The following is a 19,264-nucleotide window of genomic DNA, read 5'->3' on the forward strand; positions in this document are numbered from 1 at the left end:
GATTTCAACGATGGCGGTTCCGTTCGCCGCGATCCCTGTCGCCATCCTTGCCCTCGGATCGATCGGCTTTATCGCGACCTTTGTCGTGATGATCCCGATGATGATCATTTGACTTTTTAGGTCCATCGGGATCATGCGGTCTGTCGGCATGGTCATGCGGCTTGTCGACGTGTTCGCGCGGCTTTTCCCCCGGACGCGGCTTTTCCGGTGGGGGCGGTTCCGGGGCGCGGATCCTGGGTGCCTGCTGCTGACGGGTGTCGGGGCGACGCTGCAAGGCGGCGGTCATTCCGCAGCCCCCGCCCATCATCCCTGAAAGGGCCTGAATGCCCGAAAGGAAGGGAAGCGCTCGCTCCGTTCCGAGCGACTGGAGGACGGCCTGGTTGACGGGCCGCACATCCGTCATGGAACCTCTGGGCGTGGCAATGACACAGTCGCAGCGCCGTGTGAGCTGCCGGCAGCCGCCCGGGCCGCAAAGCTGCGCGGCGCCATTCAGCATCACGATGGCCGTCGTGCCGTTGGGTCCGACATAGAAGTCGAAAGCGGTGCCGCGCACGCCGATCGTGCCTGCGGGTGTAAGAATCGAGTAGGCGGACGATTTCGAGCTTCCGCTGATCCAGCGGAACGTCCCTTTCGCAGCCTTGATGCTCAGTTGTTTGACTGTTTGCGAATCGTCGAAGATGTATTTGTCGATGACGACCGACGAGCCCCAGCCGACGGCAAGCTTCGAACCGTCGCGGAAAACAAACTGCCCGAGGCCGGATGGCGACGTTCGGATGCGCTCGTCGCGGTGGACAGCAGAATTGACGACCAGCGGTCCCGATTGACCGGTCACTTCAGTCTTGATCTTAACCGCCTGGCCGACCGGCTCGGCCGCTGTAGCCGGCATTGGGCTTATAAGCGCCGCGCAGAGGAGCGTGGCTGTGGCAGAACGCAGATACGACATGGAACACCCCCGAAACCTAGGAATATTAGCATACGCTTCTGTTGGTCGTCTGCTTACCCGCATGGGTTAGAGGGACTAATCCCCGGCGAGACTGGAGCGGGACCAGCTGCCACGCCACTTGTTTCACGCATGTCAAACAAAAGCCCGTTCGCGTCGCAAAAGAAACGTTGTGCCGCATTTCGATTTGCGATTTGTATGGCCACGGAAGAAATGCCTTTCCCTGAAGGAGATGAAGGCGGATGCGGAAATACTCGGTTTTTGCCGTGGCACGGGAAGCGCTCAGAGCCCACAAGGGCTGGGAGAAGCAGTGGACTTCGCCGGAGCCGCGCGCGGAATACGATGTCGTCATCATCGGCGGCGGCGGGCATGGCCTGGGAGCTGCCTATTACCTTGCCAAGGAGCACGGCATCACCAATGTGGCGGTGCTGGAAAAAGGTTGGCTCGGCGGCGGCAACACCGGCCGCAACACGACCATCATCCGCTCGAATTACCTCTATGAAGAGAGCATGCACATCTACGAGCATTCGATGAAGCTCTGGGAGAACCTGTCGCAGGATCTCAACTACAATGTGATGTATTCACCGCGCGGCGTGATGATGCTCTCGCACAACATCCACGATCAGCAGTCGTTCAAGCGGCATATCCATGCCAACCGTCTCTACGGCATCGACAACGAATGGCTGACGCCGGAGCAGGCCAAGGCTTATTGCCCGCCGCTCGACATCTCGGCAACGGCGCGTTACCCGATCAATGGTGCGGCGCTCCAGCGTCGCGGCGGTACGGCGCGTCACGATGCGGTTGCCTGGGGCTACGCGCGTGCGGCCTCGGATCGCGGCGTGCACATCATCCAGAATTGCGAAGTCACCGGCATCCGCCGCGGTCCGGATGGGCGCGTCGTGGGGGTAGAGACGACACGCGGCTATATCGGCGCGAAGAAGATCGGCGTTTCCGCCGCGGGCCACACGACGACGGTCATGAAGATGGCGGACGTGCGCGTGCCGCTGCAATCGAGCCCGCTGCAGGCACTGGTTTCCGAACCTCTGAAGCCGATCTTTCCCTGTGTGGTCATGTCCAACACCGTGCACGCCTATATCTCGCAGTCCGACAAGGGTGAACTCGTCATCGGCGCGGGCACTGACCAGTATAATTCCTACTCCCAGACCGGAGGCCTGCAGATTATCACGCATACGCTCGACGCCATCTGCGAGCTCTTCCCGATGTTCCGCCGCGTGAAGATGATGCGCTCCTGGGGCGGCATCGTCGATAACACGCCGGACCGCTCGGCGATCCAATCGAAGACGCCGGTTCCGGGGCTTTACGTCAACTGCGGCTGGGGTACGGGCGGCTTCAAGGCGACGCCGGGGTCGGCCAATCTGTTTGCGCATCTGATCGCCCGCGATGAGCCGCACAAGTTCAATGCCGGGCTGACACTGGAACGCTTCCGCACCGGTCGCCTGATCGACGAAGCCGCCGCCGCTGCCGTCGCGCACTGACACGAGGACATCCATGCTACTCATCTACTGCCCATACTGTCAGGAAGAGCGCTCCGAGCTCGAATTCCGTGGCGCCGGCGACGCGCACATAGCGCGACCCCAGAATATCGCCTCGATTTCCGACGAGGAGTTCGAAGAGTATTTCTTCCTGCGCGACAATCCGAAGGGACTCATCTTCGAACGCTGGCGGCACATGCACGGCTGTGGGCGCTTCTTCAATGCAGCGCGCGACACCGTCAGCGACAAGTTCATCATGACGTACAAAGCCGGCGAGCCGAAACCTCATATAGGAGCAGCCAGCGTTCCGCACATTCCCGTCGAAACCTACGAAGCGCTGGAAGGAGAGGCGAAATGAGCGGCGCGAACCGAATTGCGGGCAAGGGGCGCCTGACGCCCGCCAGAACCGCCCGCTTCACCTTCGACGGCAAGAGCTACACGGCGCTCGAAGGCGATACCGTCGCCTCGGCGCTGATTGCGAACGGCGTGCATCTTGTCGGTCGTTCCTTCAAGTATCACCGGCCGCGCGGCATCCTTTCGGCGGGCGCAGAAGAGCCGAACGCTCTGATCGACGTCGCGCGCGACAGTGCCCGCAAGCAGCCGAACGTACGCGCCACGGTTCAGGAAGTCTTCGACGGCATGACCGTCAAATCGCAGAACCGTTTCCCGTCGCTCGCCTTCGATATCGGCGGCATCAACGATGCGTTCTCGCCGTTCTTCGCGGCCGGCTTCTACTACAAGACCTTCATGTGGCCGAAGGGCGCCTGGATGCGTCTTTACGAGCCGATGATCCGCCGGGCAGCCGGCCTTGGCGTCGCACCAACGGAAGACGATCCGGATCATTATGCAAGCCGGTTTGCGCATTGCGACGTGCTTGTGGCCGGTGCGGGCGTTGCCGGTCTTTCCGCCGCCCTTGCTGCAGCTGAGGCGGGTGCCAAGGTCATTATCTGCGAAGAGCAGGCAGAAGTCGGTGGAGCGCTGCGATTCGACAGCGGTGTGAAGATCGACGGCATGGATGGCTATGCCTGGGCGCAGCGGACAGCGGCGAAGCTGAAGGCGATGAAGAATGTGCAGCTTCTGACCCGCACGACCGCTTTCGGCTACTACAACCACAATTTCATCGGTCTTGCCGAGCGCGTGACCGACCACATCGCCCGGCCCGCCCGCGATCTCCCGCGCGAGCGTCTGTGGCAGGTCCGCGCCAAGCGGGTGGTCCTCGCAGGCGGCGCGATCGAGCGGCACATGGTGTTCCCGAACAATGACCGTCCGGGTATCATGCTTGCTTCGGCGGCCCGCATGTATCTGAACCATTACGGCGTCGCCGTTGGGACCAAGGTCGGTGTTTATACCGCCCATGACTCGGCCTACGAGGCTGCCTTCGATCTGAAGCGTGCCGGCGTGGCAATTGCTGCGATCGTCGATTGCCGCCAGACTCCGGGTGCTGCGGTTCTGGCCGAAGCGCGCTCACTCGGCATCGACGTGCTGACCGGACAATCCGTCATCAACACCTCGGGCAAACTGCGCGTCTCCTCGATGACTGTCGCGCGCAATGGCGGCGGCTCACCGCGCAAGATCGCAATCGACGCGCTGCTGGTTTCGGCCGGCTGGACGCCGTCGGTGCATCTGTTCTCGCAGTCGCGCGGCAAGGTGAAATTCGAGCCGGAAACGCAGCGCTTCCTGCCCGGAACCTACGCGCAGGATTGCCTCTCCGTGGGTGCCTGCAATGGCACGGACGATCTGCAGCAGACCATTGAAGAGTCCCTGGCAGCCGGTGAACTGATGGCGCAGGCCGTCGGCAAATCGGGCGGCGGCAAGATCAGCATCTCGGCTGAGCAGACCTACGACTGGACGGGCGGCATGATCGGTGCTGCCGAAGGAGCCGGACCGGAAACAAGCGCCAAGGCATTCATCGACTTCCAGCACGATGTCTGCGCCAAGGATATCCGTCTTGCGGTCCGCGAAGGCATGCATTCGATCGAGCACATCAAGCGCTTCACGACCAACGGCATGGCCTCCGACCAGGGCAAGCTTTCCAACATGCACGGTCTTGCGATCGCTGCGGAGATGCTTGGCAAGGAAATCCCGCAGGTTGGCCTCACGACCTTCCGTGCGCCCTATACCCCCGTCACCTACGGCACGCTGATCAGCCATTCGCGCGGCGAACTCTTCGATCCTGCCCGCAAGACGCCGATGCACCAGTGGGAAGAAGAGCACGGCGCCGTGTTCGAGGATGTCGGCAACTGGAAGCGCGCATGGTTCTATCCGCGCGCTGGCGAGACGATGCATCAGGCCGTCGCCCGCGAATGCAAGACGGCTCGCGAAGTCGCGGGCGTCTTCGATGCCTCGACGCTCGGCAAGATCGAGGTCGTCGGTCCGGATGCGGCCGAGTTCATGAACCTGATGTACACCAATGCCTGGGACACGCTGAAGCCGGGCAAGTGCCGCTACGGCATCATGACGCGCGAAGATGGCTTCATCTATGACGACGGCGTCGTCGGGCGGCTCGCCGACGATCGGTTCCATGTGACGACGACAACGGGCGGTGCGCCGCGCGTTCTCAACCACATGGAAGACTACCTCCAAACGGAATTCCCGCATCTCAAGGTGTGGCTGACATCGGCCACTGAGCAATGGGCGGTCATCGCCGTCCAAGGCCCGAAGGCGCGTGAGATCGTTGCACCGCTGGTCGAAGGGCTCGATATTTCGAACGAGGCTTTCCCGCATATGAGCGTTGCCGAGTGCAAGGTCATGGGCGTGCCGGCCCGTCTCTTCCGCGTGTCGTTTACCGGCGAAGTCGGCTTTGAAATCAACGTTCCGGCGGACTACGGCCAGTCGGTCCTGGAAGCCGTCTGGGCGAATGCAGAGCCACTCGGCGCCTGCGCCTACGGTACGGAGACGATGCACGTGCTTCGCGCCGAGAAGGGCTATATCATCGTCGGACAGGATACGGACGGTACCGTGATGCCGGATGATGCCGGTCTTTCCTGGGCTGTCTCCAAGAAAAAGGCGGATTTCGTCGGCATTCGCGGGCTGAAGCGGCCGGACCTCGTGAAGGAAGGCCGCAAGCAGCTCGTCGGCCTCGTCACCAAGGATCCGAAGCTGGTTCTGGAAGAAGGCGCACAGATCGTCGCCAATCCGAACGAACCGAAGCCGATGACGATGCTCGGCCATGTGACCTCGTCCTATTGGTCGGAAAACCTCGGCAAGTCGATCGCGTTTGCGCTGGTCGCCGGCGGTCGCGCGCGCATGGGCGAGACCCTCTATGTGCCGATGCCGGACCAGACGATCGCCGTCGAGGTGACGGACATGGTGTTCTTTGACAAGGAAGGAGGCCGGATCAATGGTTGATATGGCAATTCGCAAGTCCGCTCTTTCCAGTCGCCAGGGCGGTTCGGCAACCGTTCGCCTGAGACCAGCGGCCGCGGCGACGCGCGTTGCGCTTCGGGCACCGCAGGAGTCGCTTGCCGGACTTTCCTCCGCACTCGGCGTCACCATTCCCAATGCGCCGAAGACATCCGGCCGCAAGGAGTGGCGCTCGGCCCTCTGGCTTGGTCCGGATGAATGGCTGGTGATTGACGAAAGCGGTGCAGACCTGATGGCGAGCCTCGCCAACGCAGGCGTGCTGCATTCTGCCACGGATGTCTCGCATCGCAACGTCGCCATCAATGTTTCAGGCCCGGGCGCCGAGGCGACGCTTTCTGCGGGCTGCCCTCAGGACCTGTCGATAAACGCCTTTCCAGTCGGCGCATGCTCGCGCACGCTGTTCGGCAAGGCGGAAGTCGTGATCTTCCGTACCGATGATGATCTGTTCCGGGTCGAATGCTGGCGATCGTTTTCCGACTACGTCTTCGGCCTGCTGGCCGAGGCGGCGGAAGACGCGGCGCACTAAAGTGTTATTGCCGCCGGCTTGCGCCGGCGGCTAAGCTCTTCCGATAGGCTTTGGGAGGAGCGAATGAAGATACGTGCGGCAGTGCTGCGGCAATCACCGGTTTCGGCGCCATTTGCCGCCAGCCGACCGCTTTCTATAGAAGAACTGGATCTGCAGCCGCCCGGACGCGAGGAGATTCTCGTCCGCATCGGCGCCGCGGGGCTCTGCCATTCCGATCTCTCCGTCATCAATGGCGACCGGCCGCGGCCGGTGCCGATGGCGCTCGGGCATGAAGCTGCCGGTACCGTCGAGGCTGTCGGTGACGGTGTCGCTGATCTTGTTCCGGGTGACCGGGTGGTCATGAGTTTCATGCCGAGCTGCGGCCACTGCCTTCCGTGTGCGGAGGGTCGTCCTGCGCTTTGTGTTCCGGGCGCGGAGGCCAACGGCAGGGGAACGCTTCTTTCCGGCGCGCGGCGGCTCGCATGCGAGGAGGTGCCGGTCAATCATCATCTCGGCGTCTCCGGCTTCGCCACGCATGCGGTCGTTTCCCGCCATTCGGCGATCAAGATCGACGCTGGCCTGCCGCTGACCGAGGCTGCGCTTTTTGGATGCGCCGTGCTGACCGGAGTGGGCGCTGTCGTCAATACCTGCAAGGTGCAAGCGGGACAGACCGTTGCCGTTGTCGGTCTTGGTGGCATCGGGCTTGCCGCCGTGCTCGGTGCGCTGGCGGCCGGTGCCGAGCGCGTTGTCGCCGTCGATCTCGCGCCGGGCAAGTTGCAAACGGCACTCGCGCTTGGCGCGACGGATGCATTCCTTGCTGGCGATGCGGATATCGTGGAGCAGATTCGCGAGGCAACCGGTGGCGGCGTCGACCATGCGCTGGAGATGGCAGGCTCCGTCAAGGCGTTCGAGCTCGCCTACCGGATCACACGGCGGGGTGGAACCACGGCAACGGCCGGTCTCGCCAATCCGTCCAGCCAGATTTCCATACCGGCGGTCAGCCTGGTCGCCGAAGAGCGCCGCGTGCTCGGAAGCTACCTCGGCGGATGTGTGCCGAGCCGCGATATTCCGCGATACATAGGACTATACCGGCGCGGCCGGCTGCCGGTGGACAGACTGCTTTCCTCGACAGGTCCACTGGAAGAGATCAACGACGCCTTCGACCTGCTGCATGAAGGCAAGGTCATCCGGCATGTCATCGATTTCGGCTGAGGTTCAGACGTCCGGCCGGTCCTTGGGATCGAATTGCGCGATTGTGATCCAGTTCGCGGTGAGCGCGGGCTTCTTCTCGTTCTCGATTTCGATCGAGACCTCGTAGGTGGTCATCAGCATGTTGGCGCCACGGAAGCGGGCGTCGGCCAGTACGAAATGGCCACGGACGCGGGTGCCGGATTTGACTGGCGTCATGAAGCGGACCTTATCGAACCCGTAATTGATGCCCATCGTCTGCTCGCGAATTTTGGGAAGGGCATTGTAATTCATCGCCGAAAGCAGCGAGAGCGTCAGGAATCCATGGGCGATCGTACCGCCGAAGGAGCTTTCGGCAGCGGCGCGGACGGGGTCGGTATGGATGAACTGGTGGTCGTTGGTGGCATGAGCAAAGGCGTCGATCATTGCCTGGTCGACAAGAATCCAATCCGAAAGTCCCGTCTTCGTGCCAATGAACCCACGGATTTCCGCGAGTGAAAGTTCCCTGACCATTGATTCCTCATGAGAAAGCGGCTGCGCAAGCCTTACAATGGGATTGTGACGATTGCGACAAGGAATTGCGGGCTGGAGCCCGGCGAATCAACTTTCGAGATAGAAAGCGACCGAGCGGCGCGGCACGATGGCCGAGCGCGCGGACTTCTTCGGCGCATCGGGGGCGAGAAGCCGCCATGAGGACGGACCGGGCAACGCAAAGATTTCCTCGCCACCCGAGCGATTGAAAAGAACGGCCAGCCGTGCGGCATTGCTGCTTTGACCGTCGCGTGTCGAAAGCACCATTCCGAGCGTGGAAAAGTTCGGCGTCTCCCACTCCTGGACGCTCATCGGCTGGCCGGAGGGCGATATCCACTCGACATCGCCGTTGCCGGAGAGGAAGTCCAACTCGGTGAAGACGGAGAAGCGCTTGCGCAGGCCGGAAATGAATGCGGTGTGGGCGATGAGTTCGTCATCGAGCGCCGCCCAGTCGACCCAGGTAATCTCATTGTCCTGGCAGTAAGCGTTGTTGTTGCCTCGCTGGGTGCGGGCGGCTTCGTCGCCCGCCGTCAGCATGATACTGCCTCGGCTGGCAAAGAGCGTGGAAAGCAGCGCCTTCAAGTCGTCGCGGCGCCTGCGGATGATATCGGGGTAGCGGGTTTCACCCTCGACGCTGTTGTTCCACGAGTGGTTTTCGTTGTGGCCGTCCCGGTTTTCCTCGCCATTCGCCTCGTTGTGTTTGCCACTGTATGAGACGAGATCCTTTAGAGTGAAACCGTCGTGAGCGGCGAGGAAGTTGACGCTGCGGGTCGCCACTCCGCCGTTGCGGGAGAAGATGTCGGAAGAGCCGGCAAGCGCGGTGGCAAGCGGGCCGGTCTTCCAATCGTCCCCGCGCCAATAGCAGCGCACATCGTCGCGCACACGGTCATTCCATTCCAGGAAGGGTCCGGGAAAGTTGCCGAGCTGATAGCCGCCCGGGCCTATATCCCAGGGTTCTGCGATCATGACGCGGTCGGCGAGTACCTCATCTTTCAGCATCGCTGCAAGCGTCTCGCCATGGGGCTCGAAGCCATTTCCCGTGCGGCCGAGAACCGTCGCCAGATCAAAGCGGAAGCCGTCCACTCCGGCCCCAAGCACAAAATGGCGCAGGCTGTCGATGATGAGCTGGCGGATATAGGGATGATCGCAGGCGACCGTGTTGCCCGTCCCGGTGTCGTTGACGAGTTCGCCCGAGCGGCCGGGGAGGTGGCGGTAGAACGAGAGATTGTCGAGGCCGCGCAGCGAGAGCGTCGCGCCGTAGCGATCGCTCTCTCCAGTGTGGTTGAAGACGAGGTCGAGGATGACGCCGATGCCTGCAGCACGAAGCGCAGCCACCGTGTCCCGCAGTTCAGCCATGCCGCCCGGGACGACGCGCGGATCGAGCGCCATGAACGCAACGGGATTGTAGCCCCAGCTGTTCGTCAGCCCGAGCTGCGGCAGGTGACGCTCGTCGATCCAGGCGACGATCGGCATCAGTTCGACGGCGTCGACGCCGATGCGCTTGAGGTGGGCGATCACCGAGGGATGGGCAAGCGCGGCGACCGTGCCACGCTGCGCCTCGGGCACGTCCGGATGGAGGATCGTGAACGGCCTGACGCCGACTTCATAGATAAAGCCGCCCGGCTTGAAGAGCGGCGCCTCCGGCGTCACTGTCTTGTCGCGGGTGACGATCGCCTTGGGCACCAGGCTCCGCGTGTCTTCGCCGAAGGCCCCGAGACGCGGATCGTGGAGGAAAGGGCGGTCCAGCTTCTTGGCATATGGGTCCACCAGGAGCTTGGACCGATCGAACCAGAGGCCATTGTCCGGATCATAGATGCCATCGGCCCGAAGGCCGTAACGGGCACCTTCTTTCAAACCGTCGACGAAGAGACGGTGTACAGGACCGTCTTCACGCGCCATCGGCAGCCGTGCGAGTTCCTTGTCACCGCTTTCATCGAAGAGGCAGAGCTGGATCTCGGCGGCGTTTCGCGACCAGACGGTGAATTCGACGCCGCTTTCGAATGTGATCGCGCCGCCCTGGATCCCGGTGACTGCCCGCATACGTGTCAGGTGATCACGGAAGGCGCATCGCGGCCGGTGCGCCGGCGGATGTCTGCGATGCTTTCCGCTGCGGCGATCAGGTCGGCGAGCGCCTCTTGTGTCTCGATATTGTGCTGTGCCGAATCCGGCTCGTAGCGCTCGAGATAAACGCGCAACGTCGCGCCTGTCGTTCCGGTGCCGGAGAGGCGGAACACAACGCGCGAGCCGCCACCGAAGAGGATGCGGATGCCTTGATGTTCGCTGACCGACCCGTCGACCGGATCGTGATAGGCGAAATCGTCAGCCTTCTCGATGGTCAGGCCGCCGAACGTCTTGCCGGGGAGCGAGGCGAGCTGGTCGCGCAGGTTCTGGATCAGGCCGTTTGCCGCGTCAGTGTCGAGGCCTTCGTAGTCATGGCGCGAATAGTAGTTGCGGCCGTAGGTCTGCCAATGCTGCGTAACGACGTCCTGGACGCTTTCGCCGCGCACCGCAAGGATGTTCAACCAGAGGAGCACGGCCCAGAGGCCGTCCTTCTCGCGGACATGATTGGAGCCGGTACCGGCGCTTTCCTCACCGCAGATCGTTGCCATGCCGGCATCGAGCAGGTTGCCGAAGAATTTCCAGCCGGTCGGCGTTTCGTACATTCCGATGCCACGTTTTTCCGCAACGCGGTCGGCAGCGCCACTCGTCGGCATCGAGCGGGCGATGCCTGCGAGGCCGCCGGAATATCCAGGTGCGAGATTGGCATTGGCCGCGAGGATCGCGAGGCTGTCGGATGGCGTGACGAAGATGTCGCGGCCAATGATGAGGTTGCGGTCGCCGTCGCCGTCCGATGCGGCGCCGAAATCGGGCGCATCGTCGCCCATCATCTCATCATAGAGTTCCTTGCAGTGGACGGGGTTCGGATCAGGGTGATGGCCCCCGAAATCCGGCAGCGGCATGAAGTTGCGCACCGAGCCGAGCGGCGCTCCGAGGCGGTTTTCGAAGATCTCCTTGGCATAGGGGCCGGTCACGGCACTCATTGCATCGAAGGCGATGCGGAAGCCGAGGTTGATCAAATTGCGGATGGCGCCGAAATCGAAGAGTTCTTCCATCAGCGCCGTGTAGTCTTCGACGGAATCGATGACCGAAAGTATCATGCCACCCGGCAACTCTTCCTTGCCAATGCGATCGAGGTTCACGTCCGGGAAATCAGCGATCTTGTAGCTATTGATCGCCTTGGTGCGGGCATAGATCGCGTCGGTGATCTTTTCCGGTGCGGGACCGCCGTTGTTGACGTTGTATTTGATGCCGAAATCTTCTGTCGGGCCGCCAGGATTGTGGCTGGCGGAGAGGATGATGCCGCCGAAGGCCTTGTATTTGCGGATGATGTGCGAGGCCGCCGGAGTAGACAGGATGCCGCCCTTGCCGACCATCACCTTTCCGAAGCCGTTGGCAGCGGCCATCTTGATAGCCTTCTGGATAACTTCGCGGTTGTAATAGCGTCCGTCGCCGCCGATGACGAGGCACTTGCCCTGGTAGCCTTCCAGCGAGTCGAAGATCGACTGAATGAAGTTCTCGGCATAATTCGGCTGCTGGAAGACGGGGACCTTCTTCCTGAGACCGGATGTGCCGGGTTTCTGGTCCTGATAGGGCGTGGTGGATACAGATTTGATCATTTCTGTCACTTGCCTTTCGAGGCGAGACTTGAATAGAGGGCAGCGTAGCGCTCGGCGCTTTTCTCCCACGAGACATCCGATTTCATGCCCTGCTTTTGCAGCTGGGTCCAGACTTTTTGGTCCGCGAAAAGATGCAGCGCACGCCGGATTGCCTGCACCATACCCTCTGCGGTGACTGGAGAAAACTGAATTCCCGTTGCGACTTTCGCCGCGAGTGCCGCATGATTGGCATCGATCACGGTATCATTGAGACCGCCGGTACGGGCCACGATGGGCACGCAACCGTAGCGCAGACCGTATAGCTGGGTGAGTCCGCAAGGCTCGAAGCGCGAAGGAATGACGATCGCGTCGCAACCGGCCTGCATCAGGTGCGACATCGGTTCGTTGTAACCGATCGAGACGCCGATACGGCCGGGATGGCGGCTGGCCGCGGCAAGAAGCGAGCCCTCCAGCGCAGGATCGCCGGACCCCAAAATCGCGAGCTTGCCGCCGAGGGCGACGATCTCATCGGCTGTGGCGGCGACCATGTCCATGCCCTTTTGCCAGGTGAGGCGGCTGATGATGCAGAAGATCGGTGCCCCATCATCATGCAGGTGAAAGAATTCGGCGACCGACTTGCGGTTCTCGCTGCGATTCTTCAGCGTCGTGCTGCCGTAGTGCGTGTGGACAACGGGATCGGTCGCCGGGTTCCACACATCGGCATCGATGCCGTTGACGATCCCGTGCAGAACGTCGCGGCGGCCGGAGATGACGCCTTCAAGACCCATGCCGAACTGGTTTGTCAGGATCTCTTCCGCATAGGTGGGACTGACGGTGGTGATCGCATGCGCGGTCTGAAGCCCCCCCTTCAGGAAGCTGAGATGGCCGTAATATTCGATAGTGTCGGTCGAAAAGGCATGCGGCGGCAAGCGCAGGCTCGGGAAGATCTCAGCGGCGAACTGGCCTTGGAAGGCCATGTTGTGGACTGTCAGAACGCTCGGCAGCTCGGGCGTCGGATAGTAACGCATGTAGAGCGGCGTCATGGCGGCTTGCCAATCATGGGCATGGACGAGGTCCGGGCGCCAGTCCGGCATCAGGCCGGCGGCGATTTCGGCCGCCGCCAGCGACAGCGCTGCGAAGCGACGCCAGTTGTCAGGGTAATCCTTGCCCGTGTGGTCGAGATAGGGACCTCCCGGACGGTCGTAATAGGCAGGAGCATCGAGCACGAGGATGTTGAGGCCCTCGTAGTAAAATTCCAGCACCCTCGCAGGTTCGCCGAGCAGGTCAGTGAACTGCAGGCGAACGACGGGATCTTGAACAGCTTTCATGACGGCCGGGTAGCCGGGCATGAGGGTTTTCGATTCAATGCCGAACTGCTTGAGTGCGATTGGCAGGGCGCCGGCCACATCGGCAAGGCCCCCTGTCTTGATCAAAGGGAAGACTTCGGACGAAACCGAAAGAACTTTCATATGTCTAGAGATCCAATTTATCGATCATAGGCTGCGTTATCAGGCAAATACCGCTTTCAGTCCGCCGGAAGCGTTTGGCATCGAGTTTGGGGTCCTCGCCCACGACAAGGCCTTCCGGAATGACGACTCCATGGTCGATCACGACGTTTTTCAGCTGGGCGCGCCGACCGATCTTCACGCTCGGCAGGACGACGGCTCCCTCCAGTTTGGAATAGGAGTTAGCGCGAACGCCGGTGAAAAGAAGGCTCTTGTGAAGCGTGGCGCCGGAAATGATGCAATCGCCGGCGATGACCGACGAGGTGGCCGAGCCGCGGCGATCTTCATCGTCATGCACGAACTTTGCCGGCGGCGAGATTTCCGCGTAGGTCCAGATCGGCCAGGACTTGTCGTAGATATCGAGCTCGGGAACGATCGCGGTCAGATCGATATTCGCCTGCCAGTACGCTTCGATCGTCCCGACGTCACGCCAATAGGGCTCGCGTTCGAAATCGGAGCGAACACAGGACTGCCCGAAGCGGTGGGCGACCGCCTTACCGTTCTTGACGATGTAGGGAATGATGTCCTTGCCGAAATCCTTGCTGGAGTTGGGATCGGCGGCATCGCGCTGAAGCGCGTCGATCAGGAACTTCGTGTGGAAGACGTAGATCCCCATCGAGGCGAGCGCAAAGTCTGGTTTGTCCGGAATGCCGGGCGGGTCTGCAGGCTTTTCGACGAAATCGATGATCCGGTCTGTCTGGTCGACATGCATGACGCCGAAGCCCACGGCTTCCATGCGCGGCACTTCCAGGCAGCCGATCGTCACGTCCGCGCCGGAATCGACGTGCTGCTGCAGCATCCACTCGTAGTCCATCTTGTAGACGTGGTCGCCGGCCAGGATGACCATGTACTCGACCCCGTAGTCCTGGATGATATCGATATTCTGGTAAACCGCGTCGGCCGTGCCTTCGTACCATTGCGTCTCCGAGACGCGCTGGCTGGCCGGAAGGATGTCGAAGCTCTCGTTCCGCTCAGGGCGGAAGAAGTTCCAGCCGCGCTGCATGTGGCGGATCAGAGAGTGCGCCTTGTATTGGGTTGCGACTCCGATGCGGCGAATGCCGGAATTCAGCGCGTTCGACAGCGCGAAGTCGATGATGCGTGTCTTGCCCCCGAAATAAACGGCCGGCTTCGCACGCCGATCAGTGAGTTCCTTCAGGCGGCTCCCCCTGCCACCTGCCAGAACATAAGCCATTGCGTCGCGGGCAAGTGGCTGAACGCGTTTTTCTACCATTGTCTGCTCCTCCCACCAGTTCTCAAATCTCAGGTTCAAGCATGATCGTTGCCAGCGGCGGCAGGGTGATCACGGCGCTTACGTTGCCGCCTGCATTTACGGCCTGCACGCGCCCCCCATTGCCCTTGCCGCTGCCGCCGTAAATGTCGGCATCGGTGTTCAGGATTTCCCGCCAGCGGCCATCGAAGGGCAGGCGGATGGAATAGTTCTCGCGGTAGATCGGCGTGAAATTGGTGATGACGGCAATCGGCTTCTGGTCCGGCGCCTTGCGTAGCCATGCAAAGACGGAGTTCTCGTGATCGTCGGCAACCAGCCATTCGAAGCCATCGCCCTCGCAGTCGCGGGCGTGCAGCGCTGGTTTGGAGCGGTAGGTGAGGTTGAGATCGCGCACCAAGCGGCGCATGCCTTCATGCATGCGGTATTGCAGCAGGTTCCAATCGAGCGAGGTTGCCTCGCTCCATTCGCTCCATTGGGCGAATTCCTGCCCCATGAAGAGCAGCTTCTTACCCGGATAGCCCCACATGAAGGCATAATAGGCGCGCAGGTTTGCGAATTTCTGCCAGTCGTCGCCGGGCATCTTGGCAATCAGCGAGCCTTTGCCGTGCACCACTTCGTCGTGGGAGAGCGGCAGAACAAAGTTCTCCGAATAGGCGTAAAGCAGGCCGAAGGTCAGTTCGTTGTGATGATGCCTGCGGTGCACCGGATCGCGCTTCATGTAGCTCAGCGTGTCGTGCATGAAGCCCATGTTCCATTTGAAGCCGAAGCCGAGGCCCCCTTCATGTACAGGCTGCGAGACTTTCGGCCAGGAGGTCGATTCTTCAGCAATGGTCATGACACCCGGATGCTCCGCGTAGATGCGGGTATTCATGTCCTGAAGGAAACGGACGGCCTCCAGGTTCTCGTTGCCGCCATACTCGTTCGGGATCCACTCGCCATGGTTTCGCGAATAATCGAGGTAGAGCATCGAGGCGACGGCATCGACGCGCAGGCCGTCGAGATGAAATTTCTCGGCCCAGTAAAGCGCATTGTTGACGAGATAGGATTGAACCTCGGTGCGGCCGAAGTTGTAGATTGCTGTGTTCCAGTCGGGATGGAAACCCTTGCGCGGGTCCTCATGCTCGTAAAGCGCAGTACCGTCGAACCAGCCGAGTCCATGTTCGTCGGTCGGAAAGTGCGCCGGCACCCAGTCGAGGATGACGCCGATACCGACTTTGTGGCAGCCGTTGACGAAACGGGCAAAACCTTCCGGCTCACCGAAACGGGCGGTCGGCGCGTAAAGGCCGGTGGTCTGGTATCCCCAGGACGGATCGTAGGGATGTTCGGTGATCGGAAGGAACTCGATATGAGTGAAGCCCATGTCGACGCAATAGGGGATGAGGCTGTTGGCGAGCTCATCCCAGGAGAGGAACGAGCCATCCTGCCGGCGCTGCCATGAGCCGGCATGCACCTCATAGATCGAGATCGGCTGACGGCGCTTGTCGGTCTCACTCCAATGCTTGAGGTGGGCATCGTCCTGCCATTCCTGCAGCAGTTCGGGAGCTGCGACGGAGGCCGTCTTCGGGCGCAATTCGCTGCGCCGGGCAAATGGATCGGCCTTCAGTGGCAGCAGAACGCCATCGTGACCGCGTATCTCGAACTTGTAAGCAACGCCTGTCGGCACATCGGGTGCGAAGATTTCCCAAATTCCGGCGCCGGCGCGGAAGCGCATCACATGGCGGCGGCCGTCCCAATTGTTGAAATCGCCGACCACGGATACGCGTTGGGCATTCGGCGCCCAGACGGCGAAATGAATGCCCTGCGCTCCTTCATGCTTGATCCAGTGCGCCCCCAACTTGTCGAAAAGCCGAAGATGCGAGCCCTCGCGAACGTAGTAGTCGTCCATCGGACCAAGGACAGGGCCGAAGCTGTAGGGGTCGGTGACAGCCCATTCCGCATCGCCGCGCCTGGCGCGGTAGCGCACCGGTTGTAGTTTCGTCAGCGATACGGGACCCGCAAAAAAGCCTTCGGGGTGGAGTTGCGTCAGTTCGCCGATGATGCTGCCGTCGAGCGTCAAGGCGGTGACTTCTTCGGCACCCGGAATGAAGCAGCGCGCGGCATAGCTCTCGCCTGCCTCGTGGATACCCAGCACAGCAAACGGGTTTGCGTGCGAGCCTGCAAGGATTGCCGCTATCTCGTCTGCCGAAATTTCCCAGGGACGCTTTGCCTCACGGGCGGATTTCGGCGTCTTCATCCAGCTCTCCAGATTTCCTTGGCATACTGCCGGATCGCGCGGTCGGAGGAGAACCAGCCCATGCGCGCGGTATTGTTGATGGTCTTGGCATACCAGGAGGACGGCTCGGTCCAGAGCTGATCCACCTCTCGCTGGGCGGCGGCATAGGCATCGAAGTCGGCTGCGACCATGAACCAGTCGTGCGAATAAATACCATCGATCAGCTGGGCGTAGCGGTTGCGGTCATCCGGCGAGAAGACGCCTCCCGCGATTGCGGCCAGCGCCTGCGACAGCTCACGCGAGCTGTCAATGATCGCACGCGGATTGTGTCCGTCGCTGCGGATCTTGGCGACTTCATCGGCACGCAGGCCAAAGATGATGATGTTCTCCGCGCCGACATGGTCGCGCATTTCGACGTTCGCGCCGTCCAAGGTGCCGATCGTCAGCGCCCCGTTCAGAGCAAACTTCATGTTGCCGGTGCCCGAAGCTTCCATGCCGGCCGTCGAAATCTGTTCCGACAGATCAGCAGCCGGAACCATGACCTCGGCAAGCGAGACGTTGTAGTTGGGCACGAAGACCACCTTCAGGAGGCCGCGGACCGCCGGGTCGTTGTTGATTGTGCGGGCTACGTCGTTGATGAGTTTGATGATGAGTTTGGCGTTGTGATAGCTCGGTGCCGCCTTGCCGGCGAAAAGCTTTACCCGCGGCACCCAGTCCAGTTCAGGATGCGAGCGGATCTGATCGTAGAGGGCCACCGCCTCGACAACGTTCAGCAGCTGGCGCTTATACTCGTGAATGCGCTTGATCTGAATGTCGAACATTGCCGAAGGATCGAGCTTCACGCCCATGCGGCTTGCGACAAGATTGGAGAGCGCCACCTTGTTCGCGCGTTTTACAGCAGCGAATTTTTCCTGGAAGCTTGGATCCGTGGCGAATTTTTCGAGAGGCTTGAGCTTCTCGGCGTCGTCGAGGAATTCGTCGCCGATTGTTTCGCGGATAAGGCTGGTCAGTCCGGGGTTGCATTGCTGCAGCCAGCGGCGCGGCGTAATGCCGTTCGTCTTGTTGTTGATGCGGTCGGGATAAAGCTTGTGCAGGTCGGCAAAGACCGTGACCTTCATGAGTTCGGTATGCAAAGCGGAAACGCCATTGACCGAATGGGATCCGACAAAGGCGAGATTGCCCATGCGCACGCGGCGCTCGCCGCTTTCGTCGACCAGTGAGATCGCGCGGATTTCGGTATCGGAAAACTTTCTCTCTTTGCGGGCTTCCAGAAGAATCTTGGCATTGATCGCGTAGATCAGCTGCATATGACGCGGCAGCAGCCGCTCAAAGAGCGGAATGGGCCACGTCTCGAGAGCTTCCGGCAGCAGCGTGTGGTTGGTGTAGGAGATCGTGCGGCGGACGATGTCAAAGGCCTGCTCGAAGTCCATGCCATGGACGTCGCAGAGCAGGCGCGTCAGCTCGGCGACCGAGACGGCGGGATGCGTGTCGTTGAGCTGGATCGCCACCTTATCCGGCAGCGAGGTGAAATCGTCATATTGCTGCAGATGGCGGCGCAGGATGTCCTGAAGCGAAGCGGAGGAGAAGAAAAATTCCTGGCGAAGGCGCAGTTCCTGACCGGCCGGCGTGGCGTCTGCCGGATAGAGCACGCGGGTCAGGCTTTCCGCCTTGTTGCTCTCGCGCAGGGCGCCGATATGGTCGCCGGCATTGAAGGCGTCCAGCAGAATCGGGTCGATCGGCTGCGCCGACCAGAGACGCAGCGTATTGACGCGCTTGCCCCGCCAGCCGACGGCCGGCGTATCGAAGGCGGCGGCGATGACGCGCTCTGCCGGCTTCCACACATAGCGCGGCTCGCCTTCCGTGCTGGTGGCGACGTCGACGGTGCCGCCGAAGCCGATTTCATAAGAGCTTTCGCGGCGTTCGAACTCCCAGGGATTGCCGTGGGCAAGCCAGTTTTCGGGCAGTTCCACCTGCCAGCCGTCGGCAAGCTGCTGGCGGAAGAGGCCGTGCACATAGCGGATGCCATAGCCATAGGCCGGCACGTCAACCGTCGCCATGCTTTCCATGAAACAGGCAGCGAGACGGCCGAGACCGCCATTGCCAAGCGCGGCATCCGGCTCAAGCCCGGCGATGACGTTGATATCGACGCCCAACGAGGCCAGCGCATCGCGAACCTCCTCCATCAAGCCCATGTTCGTGACGGCATCGCGCATCAGGCGGCCGATCAAGAACTCGAGCGACAGATAGTAAACGCGCTTGGCACCTGTCGCGTAGACGTTGCGGGTCGATTCCATCCATTTGTCGATGATGCGGTCGCGAACGACGAGAATAGTGGCCGTCAGCCAATCGTGCGGCTTGGCGACTTTTGCATCCTTGCCGATGCGGTACGTCAGGCGTTCGATGATCTCTTCGGCGAGGATTTCCGGCCGTGAACTGCGTGGAGCGGGGGAGGGGATGGTCGGCTTGGTAACGGTGTTCATCGTCATATCTCGCCAATTTGTCATTTCAATTCAGGACGTTACGCCCGATACTATCGATTTATCTACGCACGCCGGTCAGGGCAGTTTATGCACCGTTACGACGCACTTGCAACAAAGAGATTTAGACGGCGGAAAAATTTGCAGAACCTTCACATTTGCTGGC

At 61.4% G+C, this 19,264-nt stretch carries 13 protein-coding genes; 5 read left to right on the plus strand and 8 right to left on the minus strand.

Annotation, left to right across the window (positions count from 1 at the left end; all coding sequences use genetic code 11):
* Positions 1–4: 4 nt before the first annotated feature.
* Positions 5–943, minus strand: a complete 939-nt coding sequence (locus tag HGP14_RS18970; protein ID WP_168831436.1) for a FecR domain-containing protein — start codon at positions 941–943, stop codon at positions 5–7.
* 239 nt (positions 944–1,182) lie between these two features.
* Here HGP14_RS18970 and HGP14_RS18975 point away from each other — a divergent pair, with 239 nt between their 5' ends.
* From HGP14_RS18975 to HGP14_RS18995, 5 genes are all read left to right on the plus strand, one after another.
* Positions 1,183–2,436, plus strand: coding sequence for a sarcosine oxidase subunit beta family protein (locus HGP14_RS18975; protein WP_168831437.1), 1,254 nt, complete (start codon positions 1,183–1,185; stop codon positions 2,434–2,436).
* A gap of 13 nt (positions 2,437–2,449) precedes the next feature.
* Positions 2,450–2,791: a sarcosine oxidase subunit delta gene (locus HGP14_RS18980; protein ID WP_168831438.1), complete on the plus strand. Its 342-nt coding sequence runs from the start codon at positions 2,450–2,452 to the stop codon at positions 2,789–2,791.
* Complete coding sequence (locus HGP14_RS18985) at positions 2,788–5,781, plus strand: sarcosine oxidase subunit alpha (RefSeq protein WP_168831439.1); 2,994 nt, start codon at positions 2,788–2,790, stop codon at positions 5,779–5,781. Before HGP14_RS18980 ends, HGP14_RS18985 begins: the two co-directional genes overlap by 4 nt.
* Positions 5,774–6,322 carry a sarcosine oxidase subunit gamma gene (locus tag HGP14_RS18990; protein ID WP_168831440.1) on the plus strand — a complete coding sequence of 183 codons (549 nt, stop codon included), beginning with the start codon at positions 5,774–5,776 and terminating at the stop codon, positions 6,320–6,322. Before HGP14_RS18985 ends, HGP14_RS18990 begins: the two co-directional genes overlap by 8 nt.
* Before the next feature lie 63 nt (positions 6,323–6,385).
* Positions 6,386–7,513 carry a zinc-dependent alcohol dehydrogenase family protein gene (locus HGP14_RS18995; RefSeq protein ID WP_168831441.1) on the plus strand — a complete coding sequence of 376 codons (1,128 nt, stop codon included), beginning with the start codon at positions 6,386–6,388 and terminating at the stop codon, positions 7,511–7,513.
* A gap of 3 nt (positions 7,514–7,516) precedes the next feature.
* Here HGP14_RS18995 and HGP14_RS19000 read toward each other — a convergent pair whose 3' ends face one another.
* The 7 genes from HGP14_RS19000 to HGP14_RS19030 form a co-directional block, all read right to left on the minus strand.
* Positions 7,517–8,002, minus strand: a complete 486-nt coding sequence (locus HGP14_RS19000; RefSeq protein ID WP_168831442.1) for a MaoC family dehydratase — start codon at positions 8,000–8,002, stop codon at positions 7,517–7,519.
* 87 nt (positions 8,003–8,089) lie between these two features.
* Entirely contained in the window at positions 8,090–10,060 is a 1,971-nt protein-coding gene (gene glgX / locus HGP14_RS19005) for a glycogen debranching protein GlgX (RefSeq protein WP_168831443.1), read from the minus strand.
* Positions 10,061–10,065: 5 nt separating this feature from the next.
* Positions 10,066–11,697 carry an alpha-D-glucose phosphate-specific phosphoglucomutase gene (locus HGP14_RS19010; protein WP_168831444.1) on the minus strand — a complete coding sequence of 544 codons (1,632 nt, stop codon included), beginning with the start codon at positions 11,695–11,697 and terminating at the stop codon, positions 10,066–10,068.
* Between the two features lie 5 nt (positions 11,698–11,702).
* Positions 11,703–13,145, minus strand: coding sequence for a glycogen synthase GlgA (gene glgA / locus HGP14_RS19015; RefSeq protein WP_168831445.1), 1,443 nt, complete (start codon positions 13,143–13,145; stop codon positions 11,703–11,705).
* 4 nt (positions 13,146–13,149) lie between these two features.
* Complete coding sequence (gene glgC, locus HGP14_RS19020) at positions 13,150–14,412, minus strand: glucose-1-phosphate adenylyltransferase (RefSeq protein ID WP_168831446.1); 1,263 nt, start codon at positions 14,410–14,412, stop codon at positions 13,150–13,152.
* A gap of 22 nt (positions 14,413–14,434) precedes the next feature.
* Entirely contained in the window at positions 14,435–16,642 is a 2,208-nt protein-coding gene (glgB, locus tag HGP14_RS19025) for a 1,4-alpha-glucan branching protein GlgB (RefSeq protein WP_168831447.1), read from the minus strand.
* Complete coding sequence (locus tag HGP14_RS19030) at positions 16,639–19,101, minus strand: glycogen/starch/alpha-glucan phosphorylase (protein WP_168831448.1); 2,463 nt, start codon at positions 19,099–19,101, stop codon at positions 16,639–16,641. The genes glgB and HGP14_RS19030 overlap by 4 nt, the downstream gene beginning before the upstream one ends.
* Positions 19,102–19,264: the final 163 nt, after the last annotated feature.

Source organism: Rhizobium sp. P32RR-XVIII, from assembly GCF_012641395.1.
Lineage (GTDB): Bacteria > Pseudomonadota > Alphaproteobacteria > Rhizobiales > Rhizobiaceae > Rhizobium.

What these genes read in the sequence shown, in the direction of transcription:
- HGP14_RS18970 (WP_168831436.1), bottom strand. Translation starts at nt 943, where the DNA reads ATGTCGTATCTGCGTTCTGCCACAGCCACGCTCCTCTGCGCGGCGCTT.
- HGP14_RS18975 (WP_168831437.1), top strand. Translation starts at nt 1,183, where the DNA reads ATGCGGAAATACTCGGTTTTTGCCGTGGCACGGGAAGCGCTCAGAGCC.
- HGP14_RS18980 (WP_168831438.1), top strand. Translation starts at nt 2,450, where the DNA reads ATGCTACTCATCTACTGCCCATACTGTCAGGAAGAGCGCTCCGAGCTC.
- HGP14_RS18985 (WP_168831439.1), top strand. Translation starts at nt 2,788, where the DNA reads ATGAGCGGCGCGAACCGAATTGCGGGCAAGGGGCGCCTGACGCCCGCC.
- HGP14_RS18990 (WP_168831440.1), top strand. Translation starts at nt 5,774, where the DNA reads ATGGTTGATATGGCAATTCGCAAGTCCGCTCTTTCCAGTCGCCAGGGC.
- HGP14_RS18995 (WP_168831441.1), top strand. Translation starts at nt 6,386, where the DNA reads ATGAAGATACGTGCGGCAGTGCTGCGGCAATCACCGGTTTCGGCGCCA.
- HGP14_RS19000 (WP_168831442.1), bottom strand. Translation starts at nt 8,002, where the DNA reads ATGGTCAGGGAACTTTCACTCGCGGAAATCCGTGGGTTCATTGGCACG.
- glgX (WP_168831443.1), bottom strand. Translation starts at nt 10,060, where the DNA reads ATGCGGGCAGTCACCGGGATCCAGGGCGGCGCGATCACATTCGAAAGC.
- HGP14_RS19010 (WP_168831444.1), bottom strand. Translation starts at nt 11,697, where the DNA reads ATGATCAAATCTGTATCCACCACGCCCTATCAGGACCAGAAACCCGGC.
- glgA (WP_168831445.1), bottom strand. Translation starts at nt 13,145, where the DNA reads ATGAAAGTTCTTTCGGTTTCGTCCGAAGTCTTCCCTTTGATCAAGACA.
- glgC (WP_168831446.1), bottom strand. Translation starts at nt 14,412, where the DNA reads ATGGTAGAAAAACGCGTTCAGCCACTTGCCCGCGACGCAATGGCTTAT.
- glgB (WP_168831447.1), bottom strand. Translation starts at nt 16,642, where the DNA reads ATGAAGACGCCGAAATCCGCCCGTGAGGCAAAGCGTCCCTGGGAAATT.
- HGP14_RS19030 (WP_168831448.1), bottom strand. Translation starts at nt 19,101, where the DNA reads ATGAACACCGTTACCAAGCCGACCATCCCCTCCCCCGCTCCACGCAGT.